11 protein-coding genes and 2 tRNA genes are annotated in these 17,013 nt (G+C 57.9%); 7 read left to right on the top strand and 6 right to left on the bottom strand.

Features of this window, described 5'->3' with window-relative positions; all coding sequences use genetic code 11:
- Nucleotides 1-93: 93 nt before the first annotated feature.
- Together LAO21_22470 and LAO21_22465 are read right to left on the bottom strand one after the other, a co-directional pair.
- A tRNA-Arg gene (locus LAO21_22470) sits at nucleotides 94-170 on the bottom strand.
- A gap of 384 nt (nucleotides 171-554) precedes the next feature.
- Nucleotides 555-1,175: a type 1 glutamine amidotransferase gene (locus tag LAO21_22465; GenBank protein MBZ5555481.1), complete on the bottom strand. Its 621-nt coding sequence runs from the start codon at nucleotides 1,173-1,175 to the stop codon at nucleotides 555-557.
- A 520-nt stretch (nucleotides 1,176-1,695) separates the two neighbouring features.
- On the opposite strand from LAO21_22465, the gene LAO21_22460 reads away from it, so the two are divergent.
- The 3 genes from LAO21_22460 (at nucleotide 1,696) to LAO21_22450 (ending at nucleotide 5,000) form a co-directional block, all read left to right on the top strand.
- Nucleotides 1,696-3,708, top strand: a complete 2,013-nt coding sequence (locus LAO21_22460; protein ID MBZ5555480.1) for a sigma 54-interacting transcriptional regulator — start codon at nucleotides 1,696-1,698, stop codon at nucleotides 3,706-3,708.
- Between the two features lie 263 nt (nucleotides 3,709-3,971).
- Nucleotides 3,972-4,649 carry an aldo/keto reductase gene (locus tag LAO21_22455; protein ID MBZ5555479.1) on the top strand — a complete coding sequence of 226 codons (678 nt, stop codon included), beginning with the start codon at nucleotides 3,972-3,974 and terminating at the stop codon, nucleotides 4,647-4,649.
- Between the two features lie 75 nt (nucleotides 4,650-4,724).
- The gene (locus LAO21_22450; GenBank protein ID MBZ5555478.1) at nucleotides 4,725-5,000 is read left to right on the top strand and encodes a hypothetical protein; all 276 of its coding nucleotides are present in this window, start codon (nucleotides 4,725-4,727) and stop codon (nucleotides 4,998-5,000) included.
- Nucleotides 5,001-5,083: 83 nt separating this feature from the next.
- On the opposite strand, the gene LAO21_22445 is transcribed toward LAO21_22450, so the two are convergent.
- Entirely contained in the window at nucleotides 5,084-7,759 is a 2,676-nt protein-coding gene (locus LAO21_22445; protein MBZ5555477.1) for an ABC transporter permease, read from the bottom strand.
- A gap of 13 nt (nucleotides 7,760-7,772) precedes the next feature.
- Nucleotides 7,773-8,105, bottom strand: a complete 333-nt coding sequence (locus LAO21_22440; protein MBZ5555476.1) for a PadR family transcriptional regulator — start codon at nucleotides 8,103-8,105, stop codon at nucleotides 7,773-7,775.
- Between the two features lie 271 nt (nucleotides 8,106-8,376).
- On the opposite strand from LAO21_22440, the gene LAO21_22435 reads away from it, so the two are divergent.
- Both LAO21_22435 and LAO21_22430 read left to right on the top strand, forming a co-directional pair.
- Entirely contained in the window at nucleotides 8,377-9,849 is a 1,473-nt protein-coding gene (locus tag LAO21_22435; GenBank protein MBZ5555475.1) for a peptidase C45, read from the top strand.
- Between the two features lie 261 nt (nucleotides 9,850-10,110).
- A tRNA-Lys gene (locus LAO21_22430) sits at nucleotides 10,111-10,186 on the top strand.
- Between the two features lie 356 nt (nucleotides 10,187-10,542).
- Here the strand turns inward: LAO21_22430 and LAO21_22425 are convergent.
- Nucleotides 10,543-11,175, bottom strand: coding sequence for a BON domain-containing protein (locus LAO21_22425; GenBank protein MBZ5555474.1), 633 nt, complete (start codon nucleotides 11,173-11,175; stop codon nucleotides 10,543-10,545).
- A 183-nt stretch (nucleotides 11,176-11,358) separates the two neighbouring features.
- On the opposite strand from LAO21_22425, the gene LAO21_22420 reads away from it, so the two are divergent.
- Entirely contained in the window at nucleotides 11,359-11,649 is a 291-nt protein-coding gene (locus tag LAO21_22420; GenBank protein ID MBZ5555473.1) for a hypothetical protein, read from the top strand.
- A gap of 615 nt (nucleotides 11,650-12,264) precedes the next feature.
- On the top strand, nucleotides 12,265-12,822 hold the full coding sequence (locus LAO21_22415; GenBank protein MBZ5555472.1) for a hypothetical protein: 558 nt from the start codon (nucleotides 12,265-12,267) through the stop codon (nucleotides 12,820-12,822).
- An 89-nt stretch (nucleotides 12,823-12,911) separates the two neighbouring features.
- Here LAO21_22415 and LAO21_22410 read toward each other — a convergent pair whose 3' ends face one another.
- The gene (locus LAO21_22410) at nucleotides 12,912-15,719 is read right to left on the bottom strand and encodes a hypothetical protein (protein ID MBZ5555471.1); all 2,808 of its coding nucleotides are present in this window, start codon (nucleotides 15,717-15,719) and stop codon (nucleotides 12,912-12,914) included.
- Nucleotides 15,720-17,013 lie beyond the last annotated feature (1,294 nt).

Raw genomic sequence — 17,013 nt, 5'->3', positions numbered from 1 at the left:
AAACTGGTCATCGATGCTGGGCATCGCCAAAAATGGCTGAAACGCGCTCAGATTGAGAAGACAGGACAACGCTTGTGGGATGAAAAGCATGAGTGGTGCGCCCGAGGTGATTCGAACACCTGGCCTTCTGATTCGTAGTCAGACGCTCTATCCAGCTGAGCTACGGGCGCACAGGGAGACACAATAGCCAGAGCGGCCTAGCAAATTATCACAATTCATCCAATTTTTGAAGGGCGCACCACGATGTCCTTGAACCCAAGAGCGTTGAATCGAGCGGGGAGGATTTACCGCAGAGACGCTATGGCGCAGAGGAATCCAAATGCGGGACAAACACGTCATCCGGTTTTTGGGCGATCAAAGGCCCTTGCCAACCTGAAATCCACAAGCAACTTTCCCCGGCGGCTTCCCCGCTGCAGTGCCCGGATCCTTTGAACATAGATTCCAAGATCCGGGTTCAGCCGAAGATCAAAGACAAACCAATTGAATCCGCGGGTCGACCTCTCGGCTCTGAATGACCGAGCTTGCCGACATCAAACCACCGCCGGGGAAGTTCGTCATTGCCTGGAAGCCGGTGTCGCGATAGACACTGGGATCAACCCTCCCATCACGATCGGGAGCTCGCGGATCAGCCAGCGCTCGCCGAAAAGCACGAGCATGGCACGGTTGAAGGCGGGGAGGTCCGCAGTCTCCCGGCTGCTGATCCAGTTGCGGTCGCGAACCACTTCCTTGTCCATCCAATGCCCGCCGGCATTGCGGATATCATCTTGAATCGAGCGGTAACTGGTCAGGGTGCGTCTGCGGACCAGGCCCGCCGAGACCAGCAGCCACGCCCCGTGGCAGATCACTGCAATCGGTTTCCCGGCCTCGTCGATACGGCGCACCAACTCCTTCGCCCGGGGTTCAGCCCGCAGCGCATCCGCATTCAATGCGCCCCCCGGAAGTAATACGGCGTCGAACCGGCTGGGATTCGCCTCATCGAGGGTCAGGTCCACGTCGAACTGCATGGCTTTCTCGCCGTGCTTCATCGCCTGGATCTTTCCTCGCTTCGGTGCGATCAGTGTGGTCTCGGCCCCGGCTTCTTCCAACGCCTTGCGCGGCTCCGTCAGCTCCGACTGCTCCACTCCATGGGTCGCCAGAATCGCGACGCGAATGCCTGCTAAATTTCTTCTCGTCATAGGACACCTCCATAAATTTTATTCATAAGAAATTCCGAAATTACCTCATGCCTCACTTCTCATGGAAAAACCTGCGGGGGGACTGCTCAGCAGAACCGGCCCGCCACACCTGATGGAAAGCTTTAAGGAGTGCATGAGGCGTTCCAATCTCAGCGCAATTCGAAAAGAGTCGCAAAAGCACCTTTGGGATCAATCACCTGAAGGAGGAGTGAAGCTGGATTTCAGTTCCTCGGAATGGCGGCTCCGGGTACGTTGGGAGTCGGCAGTCAGTCAAGAGTCGGGATACCGACACGGGAGAAGGATGGTAACTGAATATTGTTTTTACGATTAGAGCGCCCGGCACAAAACAGTTATAATGGGATTCTCTCAAAGACGCTGAACGATCTTATTTCGGGAACACAGGTGTCCCAACAGCAAGGGTGAAGTCGTGTCAGACGGAGCGGAAGCCAGAAGACAGGAGGAGCGGAAAGAGAACCACGTCCGCGGGCATTCCATTGAGCAGTACCGGGCGCTGCTGGAAGTGTCTCATTCCATCGCCCAGCATCGAAACCTCTCTGAACTATTCCATGACCTGGCGGGACGTTTACATCAGCTGTTGAGTTTCCACTATCTGACCGTTCTGCTGCACGATGCCACCCGAAACGTCATGCGGCTGCATATCATCGAGACCACCATGCCCTCGATGCGTCACGCCGGTGAAGAGTATCCGATGGAAGACTCGCCCTCGGCCCAGGTCTGGCGCACCCAGCAACCCTTGATCATCGACGATGTCGACCGCGAGATCCGGTTTTCCCGGGCGGCGCAAGTCATGCGAGACCACAAGGTGCGTTCGCTCTGCAGCCTTCCCCTGACCTCCGCTCATCGCCGGTTGGGCGCCCTGAACTTCGGGTCCGCAGAAACGGGCGCCTACACTCACGACGGCCTCGCATTCCCCTTACTGGTGGCCTCCCAGGTTGCAGTTGCCGTGGACAACGCCCTGCACTTCCAGGAGGCCCAGGATTTGCACAGTCAGCTCGCCCACGACCGCGACCGGCTTCAATTGCTGCTCGATTTGAATAACAAGGTGGTTTCAAACCTGGATCTTCGCCAGCTCTTCCAGGCCATCTCGCAGGACGTCCGGCGCGTGATGCAGTGTGATTACGCCAGCCTCTCGCTGCCCGACGCGGAAAGGAAGCGCCTGCGGCTTTACGCACTTGATTTTCCTGAAAGCAAAGGGTTCTATCAGGAGGAAATGGTTTATTCGATCGAGGGATCGCCCTCCGGCGAGGCCTTTCAAACCCTGAGGCCATTGGCGCTGAGAACCCCCTTCACGGAATGGCGGGATTCCCCCGTCGCCAACGTCATGGTTCGGGAGGGGTTGAATTCGTTCTGTTTCCTGCCGCTCATCAGCCGCAATCGCTCCGTGGGCACCTTGAACCTGGGCCGACTCTCCGACGCCGCTTTCCTCGAAGAAGACATTCATTTCCTGGTGCAAATCGCCGCTCAGATCGCCATTGCGGTCGAGAATGCCCTGGACTACCACCACATCAACGAATCGCGGGAACGGCTGGCGGAGGAACGGCTTTATTTGAAGGAGGAAATCCGCACCGAGCACAATTTCGAGGAGATTGTGGGCCAGAGCCCCTCCCTGAAACAGGCGCTGAAACAGGTCGAGACGGTGGCCCCGACGACCTCGACCGTCCTGATTCTCGGGGAAACCGGTACGGGGAAAGAACTCATCGCCCGGGCCATTCACAATCTCAGCTCGCGAAGAGACCAGGCCTTCGTCAAGGTGAATTGCGCGGCGATTCCGCTGGGGCTGCTGGAAAGCGAATTGTTTGGTCACGAACGAGGCGCATTCACCGGCGCCATCGCGCGCAAGGTGGGCCGTTTTGAGCTGGCGCACCTGGGAACGCTTTTTCTGGATGAGGTGGGTGACATCCCCCTGGAATTGCAGCCCAAGCTGCTGCGGGTGCTCCAGGAACAGGAGTTCGAGCGATTGGGCAGCACGCGGACCACCCGCGTGGACGCCCGCCTCGTCGCAGCCACCAGTCGCGACTTGAATCAAATGGTCACCCGGAGTGAGTTCCGGAGTGACCTCTACTATCGCCTGAATGTGTTCCCGATCGCTGTCCCTCCACTGCGAGAGCGGCCAGAGGACATCCCCCTTCTGGTCCGGCATTTCGTGGAGAAGTATGCCGCCCTGATGAGCCGCAAGATCGATACCATCCCTTTCGAAGTCATGGAGGCGCTCACCCGCTACCACTGGCCCGGAAACATCCGCGAGCTCCAGAACTTCATGGAGCGCGCGACGATCCTTTCGCCGGGAAAAGTGCTTCGCGCGCCGCTGCCGGAACTCAAGCAGCCGGTCGAAGAAGGGCGACCGCCGACCGGTACGCTCGAAGACGTCGAACGCCTCCACATTTTGCAGGCCCTCGAGGAGACGAAGTGGGTGATTGGAGGCCCGCGCGGCGCGGCCAAACGATTGGGACTGCCCCGCACCTCGCTCGTATATAAGATGCAAAAGCTCGGCATCTCCCGTCCCGGCAAGTGACGGCGATCCGACCTCTGTCGGAGCGCCGCCGTCGTACTTTCATCACACAGGGTCAAAACCGTCTCTCCCCCTGATCCCCCCGATCGTGCTAACCGGTTCATAGAGCGCAGCCCGTGGGGAAAAGAGAGCGTGGCGTGCAGGTTTGGAATGCCCGATGCATGGTGTTCACCGTGAGCGCGCCTGCAAACAACTGCGACACGCACATAGCAACGCATTCAAAGGAGTCCCCGACGGGGCGGTCGACGGGCAAGGAGGAATGAACCATGGAATTTGCGACTATTTCAGGCACTGATATAAAAGCATCCCGCATCGGCCTCGGCACTTGGGGCATGGGGGGCTGGATGTGGGGAGGCACCGAAGAGCAGGAATCCATCAGAACCATTCGCGCCGCACTCGACAGTGGAATCAACTTGATCGACACCGCCCCCGTCTATGGCTTCGGCCGCTCGGAAGAGATTGTGGGCCGGGCCATCGCAGAATTGGGCAAGCGCGATCAGGACGTGTTGCCGTACGCCCGGCAGAACCAGATCAGCACACTGACATATGGATCTCTGTGCCGCGGATTGTTGAGCGGACGGATGAAGCCGGACACCCGATTCACAGGCGATGACCTTCGCCAGGTTGATCCCAAGTTTCAGCCCCCACGCTACGCGCAGTACTTGAGGGCGGTGGAACGGCTCGACGAACTTGCGCAGAAGCATTATGGAAAGCGGGTGATCGACCTGGCGGTCCGGTGGGTGCTCGACCAGCCCGGGGTCACCGTGGCCTTGTGGGGTGCGCGCCATCCCGGACAATTGGCGGCGGTGGACCGCGTGACCCGGTGGAAGCTGGATCCGGGCGCGATCCAAAGCATTGAAGAAATCATTCGCGAAACCGTCACCGATCCGGTGGGGCCTGAGTTCATGGCTCCACCTGCAAGACAGGAGCGGGTGCCAGCCTGAGTCACCGGGCGCCAGGATGACATTCAATTGGGGTGGAGCACCGACATTCAATTTTCTTCCGGTGGCGGGATTTGAATGTCAAACTTTGCCCGTCGGCAGGCTGAGTCTGATAGAGCCCCCACCTTCCGGTGTGGGGATTCGGGTCAGGCACCGACATTCAATTTTCGTGATTGCATCGATACGCCACCCGCCGGCACGGCCCTCGGCGTTGCCTACATGCGAAACGGGATCGCAGAGGTGACTCAGAATCTCACCCCCGATCATGCCCTGGCTGCCAAGGCCCTTCGACTGCCCGTGGGTTCTGTCGAGGAACCTCCCGGTCGAGGTCTGCCTCCACGTGGAGAGATATGAAGAGATCTCTCAGAAGACTTCGGATTTTCACAAGGTGCCGCATGGCGAGCACCTCAACCGTCGAAACGACCCGAAACCAGATCCTATTCGTAACGCAAGGCCACCATGGGGTCTACTTTAGTGGCCCGCCGCGCCGGAATGAAACAAGCCAGGAGCGCTGCTCCGACGAGGAGCAGTGTCACCCCGACGAAAGTCAGCGGATCGGTGGGCGTGACGCCAAAGAGCAGCGACTTCACGGTGCGGGTCAGGGCCAGCGAGCCGGCAATCCCCATCGCCACCCCGATGAAAATAGTGCGCAATCCCTGGCTCAGGATCATTCTCAAAACGTCGCCGGAGCCCGCGCCGAGAGCGACACGCACGCCAATCTCGCGGGTGCGGCGGCTGACGGAATAGGCCATCACACCAAACACGCCGGCTGTGGCGAGCAGCAGCGCGACGATTCCGAAGAAACCGATGAGGATGACGTTAAATCTCCGCGAACCCAACGAAGCAGAATAGACTTGGGAAAACGTCCGGAACCTCGTCGGAATCTCCGGGTTGAGGTCATGCAGGATTCCTCCTGATGCGGAGGTGACCAAACGCGTGTCGGCATCACTCAGCATCGTCACGGTGATCATCGGGCGCGGCCGCTGGAACAAATTTACATAGACGGTCGGACGCGGCGGCACATCGAGGCCGTATTCGTGAATATCGCCCACGATCCCGACAATCGTCAGCAAGCGCAGGTCGCCATCCATGTTTCCAAATTCAATCGTGTGACCCAGGGGATCCTGATTGGGCCACCGGTCGCGCGCGAGCGATTCGCTGATCACGGCAACGTGCGGAGAGTCCGCGCCGTCGCGTTCGTCAAAGATCCGCCCTCGAATCAGCGGAATCCCGAGAATCTGGAAGTAATCCTCGCTGGCGACGCCGAAGTCCGCGTTGCCAATGCGTTCCTTCTGCTGGGACATCGCAAGAAAACCATCCAGGGTCTTGGGAATCTCATTCTGGGTCATCAGCAGAAACATCCCGTCGGGAAGACCGCCATCCATCGGCAGGCCGCTCGTCGCGCCCGCCTTGCGCACGCCCGGGATTTGTTTGAGCCGGTCAATCAGGTTTGAATAGAAAATCGCCTGTCCTGCCTTTGCTTTCGGATCGTCCACCCATGGGAGCGCGACGTCCATCGTGACAATTTTGTCCACGCGGAACCCGGGATTCACTTCGAGCACTTTCATCAAGCTACGCCCGAGCAGTCCCGCTCCAACCACGAGAACCAACGTGATCGCGATCTGTGCCGCCACGATGACCCGACCAACGCGCTGGCTGCCTTGCGAACCCGCTTGTCCCCGCCCGCCCTCCGCAAGGTCCCTGCTTGGGTCCCCGGAAGTTGCGCGCGTGGCGATGAACGCTCCGAGCCCCGCGGCGACCGCTGTGGAAAGAAGGAACGCGAACGCCAGGACTGGAATACTGATCGCGACGCTGTCCAGCCGGGGGAGATTTTGCGGCGCCAGCCTTACTAAACCTGTCACGCCCCAGATGGCGCCCAGGACGCCAAGGCCACCGCCCACGAGCGAAAGCAGCAAGGCTTCGGTGAGAAATTGACGGATGAGTCGTCCGCGCGCTGCACCGAGCGCAGTGCGGATGGCCAGCTCACGCTCTCTCACGGACGCTTGTGCCAGCAGCAAATTCGCTACGTTCGCGCACGCCACCAGCAGCAGAAATCCCACCGCCCCGAGCAGAACCAGCAACGCCGGTCGAGCCTTGCCCGTGATCGAGTCCTGGAGCGGAATGACAATTCCATCTCGGAGGAGATAATCACCTTGCTCGCTCGAGGTATCGTGGATGCGCCGGGCGATCGCGCTGATGTCTCGATTCGCTTGCTCGACAGTCACACCGTCGCGGAGGCGTCCGACCGCGGAGTAGTTGTGCGATGTCCTGCTTCGATTTTCGCCGTCCAAATCGGCCGGCAGCCACAAATCCACTTCCGCCGGGAAACGAAACCCGGCCGGGAGCACGCCGATTACGGAGAAGACCGCGCCATCGATCTTCAGGTGCGCCTGCGAGAGATCCTGCGGCGATCCGAGATCCTGCCTCCAGTATCCGGAGCTGACAAGAACGGTGGGTCCAGCCCCTTGTTTCGCGTCACCGGCGCTGAAGTCCCTTCCGAGGACCGGCTGAACGCCGAAAACCTTTAGAAATTCGGGTGAGACGTGTGCCACCGTCGTGCGCGTCGGCTGCAAAGCCCCCGAAACGGACGCGATGTAGGCACTGTACTTCGCCATCGCCTGAAAACTGCGGTTCTGATCGCGAAAGTCGTCGAAGTTCGGATCCGCAAGATGTGCCCACCGGCCCTGCGAGTTGACCTCGAAGAGGGCCATGATCCGGTTCGAATCGGAGTACGGCAGCGGCCGCAACAACACACCGTAGACCACGCTGAAGATTGCGGTGGTCGCGCCGATGGCCAGTGCGAGCGTAAAGACCATGACGGCGGTGGCGCCGGGGTTCTTCCGGAGCTGGCGGAGACCATAGCGGCAATCGGAGAGCACGGAGTGGAGCCAGTTGCCAAGTCGTTCTTCGCGAACCTGTTCTTTCACCTGTTCGATGCCGCCCAATTCGATTCGTGCGGCTCGTCGTGCTTCCTCCGGCGGCAGGCCCGCACGCAGGTTTTCCTCGATCAGCATTTCGAGGTGGGAATGAACCTCCTGGTCGAGGTCCACCTCCACACGCCGCGAGAAAAAGAGATTTCGCAGGAAACTTCGAGCTTTCACAAGGAGCGACATGCTCAGCACTTCCCTAGGATGCGTCCAGGGCTTGAGCGATAGCCCAAGTAATGCGGCCCCATCGCTTGGTTTCGACTTCGAGCTGCTTCCGGCCCGTCTTGGTCAATCGGTAGTATTTGGCGCGGCGGTTGTTCTCGGATTCTCCCCAGAAAGAGGAAATCCAGCCTTCTTCCTCCATCCGGTGGAGGGCGGGAAAGAGCGATCCTGGCTTAACCACAAAAGTGCCGCCTGTGATCTGCTGGATCCTGCGCGAAATTCCCAACCCGTGCATCTCGCCGGCGATCAGCGATTTCAGGATCAACAGGTCCAAGGTCCCTTGCAAAAGGTTAGTCTGTTCAGGGCTCAATGAATGTCTCCTATCGACTCTCTATAGAGAGAATACGGATCTACGTATAGGATGTCAATAGGGAAAGGACATCCCCGTGGACGATACGCCGCAGTCGTCGCATCGGATGGAACAGCAGAACCAGGAATTCATCATGGTTGTCTGAATTTTTGAAGTGCTTCTCCGCATCAAATCGATTAAAGTATTTGGCGATCCACGGATTTCACAGCTGTTCGCAGAGTATCCAAACCCGGTTTTACACACTCTCTCTTTCCGGAACAGGGGGTAATTCATGAGTCTCGATCCAGAACCGTCCGCATTGAAGCGCCCGTTCCTCGTCGGGCTGTGTGTTCTTCTCCTCTTCTTTGTTTCCTCCTGCTCAAGAAATGAGCGCAAGACGGAACCAAAGGCCGCCGTCACGGCGCCCACTTCAGACCAGATGATGGCCAAAGCGTCGCGCCGGGATGAGAACGGTTGGATTTACGTCCACCTGGAAGGGGCTCCCGAGGTGGTGGGCTACCAGCATGGCTATCTGTTGGCCAACGAGATCCTGGATCTACGGGGGGCGCTTTCGATGGTTTTGGACCATGACACCCAGAAGAATTGGGACTGGTACCGGACCGAATCCCTCAAACTGTTCTGGTCGAAGACCCCCGAAGAGTATCAGAAAGAGATCGACGGCATCGTTCGCGGCGCCAATGCGAAATTGGGCGCCAACCGGATCGATCGCGGGGATGTCGTGGCGATGAACGCGATGGAGGAAATGGCGTTTTATTATGTGCCATGGCTCAAATCCAAAACGGATCCCAAGGCCGCTGAAAACAAAGCGCCCGGCAATTGCAGCGCCTTCGTGGCCACGGGGTCCTGGACCAAGGACGGCAAGATCGTCATGTCTCACAACAACTGGACCAGCTACGTCACCGGAGAACGGTGGAACGTGATCATGGACCTGGTTCCTGAAAAAGGTCATCGCGTCCTGATGGATGCCATGCCCGGGTTCATTCACAGCGGCGACGATTTCAACGTGAACGATGCCGGCATCATGGTGACCGAAACGACCATCACCCAGTTTCAAGGATTCGATCCCAATGGCATCGCGGAATTTGTCCGCGCGCGCAAGGCCATTCAGTATGCCGCCTCCATCGACGACTGGGTCGCCACCATGCGGGAAGGTAACAACGGCGGCTATGCCAACGACTGGCTCATTGGCGATAACAAGACCGGCGAAATCGCCCGCCTGGAGCTGGGACTCAAGAACACCCCGCTGGAGCGCACCAAGGATGGATATTTTGTGGGCTCGAATTTTCCTGTCGATCCCAAGGTGATTAAAGAAGAGACGACGTTTGATACAAAAGCGAAAAACACTTCACCCAATGCGCGGCGCGTTTGTTGGGAGTCGTTGATGAAACAGTACAAGGGAAAAATCGACGTCGAGTCCGCCAAGAAATTTGAGGCCAGCCACTTCGACAGCTTCCGAAACAAGGATGAAGCCGATGCCAACACCCTGTGCGGCCACGTCGACCGGGATGCACGGGGCACTCCGGAGTGGGAGTGGGGCAAGTTTTATCCGGGCGGGACGGTGCAGTCGAAAGCGATCGATGGGACCCTGGCCGGCGAGATGAAATTCTGGGCGGCCATGGGTCATCCCTGCGGCCAGAACTTCGTGGCCAAGGATTTCCTCAAGGCGCATCCGGAATACCAGTGGCAGGAAAAGTACCTGCGCGATATGCCCGGCCAACCGTGGACGCTGTTTGGAAAGCTTTAGGTGTCAGGTGTCAGGTGCCGGGTGTCGGCTGTCCGGTGAGGAAGAATTAAAAGAGGTAGGAACTCAAGAGTCACTCAGCAGAGCTTTAGTTTAAGATTTGACAAGAGGAAGAAAATGGAGAGAGCCGTCGTCATCGCATGTCTGACTTCTCACCTCCGACCTCTGACTTCATTTCCCTGGCACCTGACACCCGACACCTGACACCTATTCGCATTTGACACCTCTCCCGCGACTCGACTATGATTCCTTCCTCTCCCGGTGGGGCCGTTAGCTCAGGAGGTAGAGCATCTGCCTTTTAAGCAGAGGGTCGCTGGTTCGAGTCCAGCACGGCTCACCAAATCCCGCTTACTTTCCTCCATATTCCTGAGTGTGATGCGGTACCCGCGGGAAATTCCAAAATCCAAAGTCCAAAATCCAAATAAAACCCAAATTCCAAAACCCAACTGTCGAGGGGATCGTGTTATTGCTTACTATGGCATGATGGAGACCAACGACTAATCCGTCCCACGAATCGTCTTCCAAGGACCAGGCTCAGGAGACCTTGATACAATTGCATTGTTGGATATTGGAATTTGGGTTTTATTTGGATTTTGGACTTTGGATTTTGGAATTTCTTGAGTGGTCCCTAACGAAAGAAAGGCGCATCCCTCCCATGGATGCGCCTTTCTTCTTTCCTACTGCCCTGGCTTATTCTCACCCATTCCTGTGCCTGGACTGTTCCACCTGAAGCTGGTTGGTCACACTGAAGACCCCTGGGACTCCGTTGGCCCGCATATAAGCCATCTGACTATCCGTTCCATTGGCAACGATCCCCTTGAGGATGACATGACCGTTTCTCACAATGATGTGGATCGGCGGCATGGAGCCCTCCGAGTACCGGAACAACGGGGAGTTGAAATTGAAGATGGAGCGGTACACCCTCAGACGGATCCGGTCATCGTTGGGAGACAGCGGCAGCACTTCGATTTGATTGTTGACCTGCGTGACCCCTTCGATGCGCTTCACGCTGGCCGCGGCATCAGACTTCGTCACGGGCCTCACCACCTGGCCCCGCAGAGTGACCTCGCCCTCCGGGCTTACATAGCCCTCCAGCCAGTCAAACACGTTGTACCAGGGGAGCATCGCGAGCTTATGCCGCACCTGTTCAGTCAACACACTCTGGGCACGAAAGTCCCGGTCCTGAGAAGCCGCTCCTCCGTGGAGCTTCACACTGTCTTGCTTTGAACCCGTATCCGCAATGGCGGTCGTGTTCACGATACACAACGAAACACCAAGTGCAAATGTACCGAACATCACCTTGATCAATGTTCCTAAGCTCTTGTTCATATCCATCACCTCCGCTACTCACTTTACTGAGAAGCCGTGAGGGTGGCAGTTGGTTGTCTGGCCGATTCGAGATCTCTGAATTCTTGGTTCATACAACTCGTCGAGCGTCGGTGTCATCCCTTCATCAAGCAGCGATGGGTGAGGAGGCACGACAGTGGGCCTCCGGTGCTGCGGGAGGTAGGTATGATGATCAGATCAAAAGTAGCAAGCATTGCCCTGGGTGCAGTTTTGTTGCTGGGCGGGACGGGCATCGCTGAAGCCGGGCATTGGAGCGATGGAAAGTGCCGTTCCAAAATTCGAAAGGAACAACGCGAGCTGGACCGGGCCGTGCAACGGTTTGGGCCGAGGAGCCGACAGGCGAATCAGGAGCGATTCGAACTCCATCAAATCCTCAACCGCTGCGGCTACGATCGTGAGGACCGGTATTTCGACCACTTTCGTGACCGGGATCGGGATGACTGGTGGCGTCATTAGGCGGTGAGACCATCGAAGCGGGAGACCATTCGGGGGCCCGAAGGGCTGCTGCGCCGCGGCGCATCGCCCCACCTGTCGAAGATCCACCGTGGCGGGAAGCTCCGTCCCGCGTTCCTTGCGGGGCGGAGCGCGGGTGGGGTACCGGTCCCTCCAGAAACAAGCAAGCCCCGCTTGCGGGGTGGTCGTGACCCCACCCTTGCTCCGCAAAAAACGCGAAGCATCGGATGGGGCTACATTCTGGCGGCCCTCCGGGCCTGAGCCAAATTCTTCCCTGCGTCGTGACCCCACCCTTGCTCCGCACAAAACGCGGAGCATCGGATGGGGCTACAATCTCTGGGCCCTCCGGGCCTGAATCCGATTCATTCCTCCTGCGTCGCCTTTCCCCACCCTCGCTCCGCAGAGAACGCGGAGCTTCAGGTGGGGCTACTATCTTACGCCCTCCGGGCTTGAACAAATGCCAAACCCAGCGGTATTCGTTGGAGAGATCGGACCTGGAGAATATTTGGACACCCCGATCGAGCAGGGTGCTGGTAAGATATTGCGGAAGGCCCGGGGCATAAAGATGCCGCGCGGGCAGATCATCACATTCGCAGAGGAAGGCAAAGGAGGAAATCCATGACCCCAATCTACCGGAAGACGACCCTTGTGCTGGTCCTGATTGCGGCCCTTGCAGTTCCGCTGGCCCTCCGGGCGCAATCCGGCCCGAAAGCCTGCTCCATGTTGACCGTCTCCGAACTCGAGGAGGTGATGGGGGCGAAGATCACAAGTTCCACGGAGGGCGATATCCCTTACAAGAAGGGGGCCAGTAGCGATCATGAGGGGACACTGATGACCTGCCATTGGAAGATGGGTGCACGCTCGGTTTCCCTGGTGTATTCGACCGGACCGGTAACGGCCGAGGGAAAGAAACAAGGCGAAAACAAAATCAAGGCCTCTGAGGAAGCCTTGAGGCAGGAGGGCTACAAAGTCGACAAGAAAGACTTCGGGAACATGAAGTGTTCCACCATGGTGGCCCCTGTTCAACAGACCGTGAAGCAGTTTTCAACGTCATGCGGCACAGAGAAAGGGCGCATGTTCGTAACGGTCTCCGCCTCAGCCTCCGGCCAGGGCGATCTCGTTCCCATGGAAAAAATCAAAACACTCACTGAAAAGGCAGCCTCACGCCTGCCATGAATCTGGATTGGATTTAATGCGGTCTCTGGCTCAGTCAGATAATTTTCATTCTTGGTGTTGAAGTCAGAAGTCGGACATCGGAAGTTCCCTTATTTCTTCCCCAGCGAAAACATGCTGCCGTTGTCCCCAAAGAGGGTGAGGGTCGTATCGGACGCGGCTCCGGTCGTGTTCAACAGAATGAATTGGGTCTTGTACTCTCCCCCATCCACAATTTGTGGAAACACCACAGGAGCGGGTGCAGGCTGATTGAAGTCGGCCACTGGAAATGTCGTGATCAGAAAATCGCCGCGGCCATTCTTCAGGGACCGCAAGGTCAGCGCGACGAAGGGAGTGGGAGCTGAGATATCGAGGACCCCTGTAAAGCCGTCCGGCAACGATCGAATCAACTCATTGGCGAAGCTGGCGCCGTGTCCATTTCCGGTGAGGTCGAGAGACCCACTGCCTGCCGGGGTCACACCGTCCGTCTGAAACGCATTGAAGGTCAAGTGGAGTGGCCGTCCGTCGGGGGCCGCAATTGCAATCCCCGTGTTGTGGCCGCCGGAGAGGTCGACATAGATTCGGGCGTGGGTAGTCGAGGTCGCAGAGGGAATCCCCGACTCCGTCACCCGAATTCCACCCGTGGTGTAGGTGAAAACCCCGGCGCCAATTGGTGCCTGATTGAAGGTATCTGGGGTCACCTGGACGGACCCTGTTTTGACCCCGGGGGGAGCGCCATCCGTCTGGAGAGTGTAGAAACCCCCCGGAGGAATACTGTAGCGGAACTGAGGCCATGCCCCGCCCGGATCACCCGAGAGATGAACCGCGAGTGGGGCCCCACTGTTGTCCAGGATCTGAATGCTTCCGTTTTCCCAGGCGCTGGAGGTATTCAGGAGGACAAGAGAGGTCTGATATCCGCCCCCATCGACCAGTTGAGGAAAGTAAAGCGGTCCGGCCCCGGGAGCCCTTTGAAGATCGGCCAGCGGGGTGGTGGTCAACAGAGTTTCTCCCCGCTGGTTTGCGACCAGCCGCAGGGCCACAATCGACAAAGGCTGATCGCTCGTAATCTCGAGCGATCCGTAACCCGTGGAGGCGGTGAAGTTGGGGGGCAGGATGAAATCCGGCGCCATTTGCTGAAGCTCATCGATGAATCTAGCCACATGCGAATTGGGCGGAAGTGAGCCGTGACCCACCGCCAGATTGTTGGCCGCAGAATCGCGCAACTGAAAAGTAATCGTCGCCATGGCACTTCCCTGGTTCACCATGGCAAAACCCGTGTTGATGGCGATCGTCCCGGCGGCCTCGCGATCGGACTTCCCGGCGACACTGGGCCGGGATTCGATGAAGATGCGCGCCCGCGTGGTCGGCGGAGAGGCGGGCACGCCCGCTTCGCTCACGACGAAGCCATTCTTGCTCACACCGAACACTGCGGTCCCATACGGCATGCTTCCCGAATTTAATTCGACGGTGGCATAACCGGCCTGGACAGTACCTCCGTTTCCGGTCGTTGAAGACGTTTTGACGCTTCCAACCGAAAGAAGAAGGTGGGTGTTTGAACCGACCGGTTTCGTCACAAAGATCGTATCATTCCCGTAGGCTGTTCCCGCGCTGTTGGTGGCCACAGTCCGGAAATGGTAGGTTGTGTTCGGTGAAAGAGCGGTCAGGGCTGTGTTGAAGGTGATATTGGATGCCCCGCCCCCTAAAGATTGGGTCGGGGTGGTATTTCCGTATGAGGTGGTAAGCCCCCACTGAAAGCGCACCGAGGTGGAGAGACCGTTCGGGTTCACGGTGGCATTTAAACTTGCTGAAGACGAGCTCACCCCGGAGGCTGCTTCGGTAGTCACTGAAGCAGTATTCACCGAGGTCAGGCAGCTTGCAGTAGCGGCGTAGGCGCCAATGTCGTCCTTGGACCGCTGAGAAAATTCATCAGGGCCGTGATTTTGAATCGACGAACACATGATCGGCCCGCTCCCGCTGCACACAGCGGCTGGAGGCGTCACCTGATCGTCGTGCTGGGCATTGAAGTTGTGCCCGATTTCGTGGGCGCTCAGCTTCCCCAAGAATGCACTGCCGGAGGTCAGTCCGTATCCGTAAGACAAATTGCACGTCACACCCAGGTAGGCGATCCCAACGACATTGCCGGTCAAATCTTTACCTGAATACATATGGACCACGTCGCGCTGGACGCCAGCCCGATGCGCGCCCCACTCCGATTTCACCTGGCCCAACAGGGGACCCGGGTCGAGTAAGGTGTACGGTTGTGCTGCCGCGGAGGTAAACACATTTTGAAAACCCACGGTCAAGGTCAGGTTCAGTTGGGACTGATAGATGCCGTCCACTTCGTTCAGCACTCCTTCGATGACGCTGTTGCTGGACGAACCGTTGACCTGATAAAACTCATAGTCGGCATCGGTGGCGATACGGAAATGCTTTAAGGCGGCCTCCTTGACGTCCGACTTTGCCGCGCCTTCGCGAATCCCAAACAAATGCCCCCCGATGTCCTCGAGCAGGGTTGTCCCGCAGACACCCGGATACTCGGGACGGATGTCGGCCTCGTGGTAGGTCACCGATTGCTTCGGGCTTGAACCCTGAACGTAGAGGGAAAGCGGTTCCACAAATATCCAATCATTCCCCCTTCGAATGAACCCGATGAACAAATCCGGTCGAACCAGCAAACGCACCTGGCTGTCGGGTTCTCCCGCGACTTCTCCTTCAAAGGTGCTGACAGGCGGCAGTGTTTCTTGAACCACGCCCGTGGCCGTGGTCTGTGTCCACTGAATATCCGGCGCCCGGAGGTTCTTGGCGCGAAGAACCAGCTCGGTTGGGACGTTATCCAGAACGATCGAGATGCGGCCCTCTGACTTTGCTTCTACAGAAATCTGATCCAGATCCAGGTCTAGAACCTGATAGCTCCTGAGCATTCGATTCAACTTTTCAAATGACTGAGGGAGCGAGGAAGCATTCAAAACATGGGAATGAGCGTGTAGTAGTGCGGCCAAAAGAAAGGTGATGCTTAATGCCCTCATCAGGCTAATGCGGGCAGTCCTCTTAAGAACTGCGTACTGGCTTCGAATGAGAGGATCGCTCCTCATCGGACACCCCCTTCACATTCCTTTTGGGTCGTTCCAGTTTCCCTGTTTCAAAAACCCTCAGTCAAAATTAAAGACTCGTTTCCAGAAAACACAACTCCGTGGCAAATAAGATCTTAGTTTCACAATCTCACAACACTTTGACATGCCCGGCCTCTTCGACCTGCGCCATGATGTCTCGTCCTGCAGGGAGTTAATGTGCGCAGGATCACAAGGTGGCTGGGGATTCAGTGTGGATGGATCTGAATTCCGAAGTTGAAGGCTGCGGACAGTGTGGGGGAAAGATTGGATTTCTGTTGGTAAATGCTTTTCGAGAGAGGTTTGTGTCCTTTTAACCCCGAAGGGTTCCGTCACTTTAGGCCCGGAGGGCCGCCCGATTGTAGCCCCACCTGAAGCTCCGCGTTTTTTGCGGAGCGAGGGTGGGGTACCGGAACTCCCGTGACGTCGGAGCCCCGCTTGCGGGGCGAAAGAATCTTTCGAATGGATCTCTGGACAATTATAAAAAGGTTCCCAGCCAGGTTCCTCTCCGCAAGGATTTCTTTCTGTCTCCCTTCGCCTTTCCCGAATTAGCGGAGCCCAACTCCACCGGTTGGATTCATGATGTGATATTGGGGCACTGGAGGTCTTCCTGACAGGGGCAGCGCCCTCGGGAGCTCTCGTTTCAGCTCGAACGGGCGAACTCGTTCCAAGTGCATGGAATCGAATCGGGCGATCGGCTTACTGGAACGTCGGGGGAAGGTTTCGCCCCGCAAGCGGGGCTCTCCTATTTTCTTCCCTCACCCCACCCTCGCTCCGCAAAGAACGCGGAGCTTCAGGTGGGGCTACATTCTGGTGGCCCTCCGGGCCTGAGCGGAGCTTCAGATGGGGCTACATTCTGGTGGCCCTCCGGGCCTGAGCGGAGCTTCAGGTGGGGCTACATTCTGGTGGCCCTCCGGGCCTGAGCGGAGCTTCAGGTGGGGCTACATTCGGGCAGCCCTCCGGGCCTGAGCGGAGCTTCAGATGGGGCTTCCATGAGAAGGCATTCAATGTCAAGGCCAACGTGGTGGCCTGGCGCCGATTGCTAAGGCGGCCGGCTGGGGACGCTCCGCATCCGAATCTCCTTTCGTGTTCCTTTTCTCGTCGTGGG

This window comes from Terriglobia bacterium (assembly GCA_020073085.1).
In the GTDB taxonomy this organism is placed as follows: Bacteria; Acidobacteriota; Terriglobia; order JAIQFV01; family JAIQFV01; genus JAIQFV01.
Note: the sequence above shows the minus strand (reverse complement) of the source record. Positions and strands in the feature narration are given on the sequence as shown.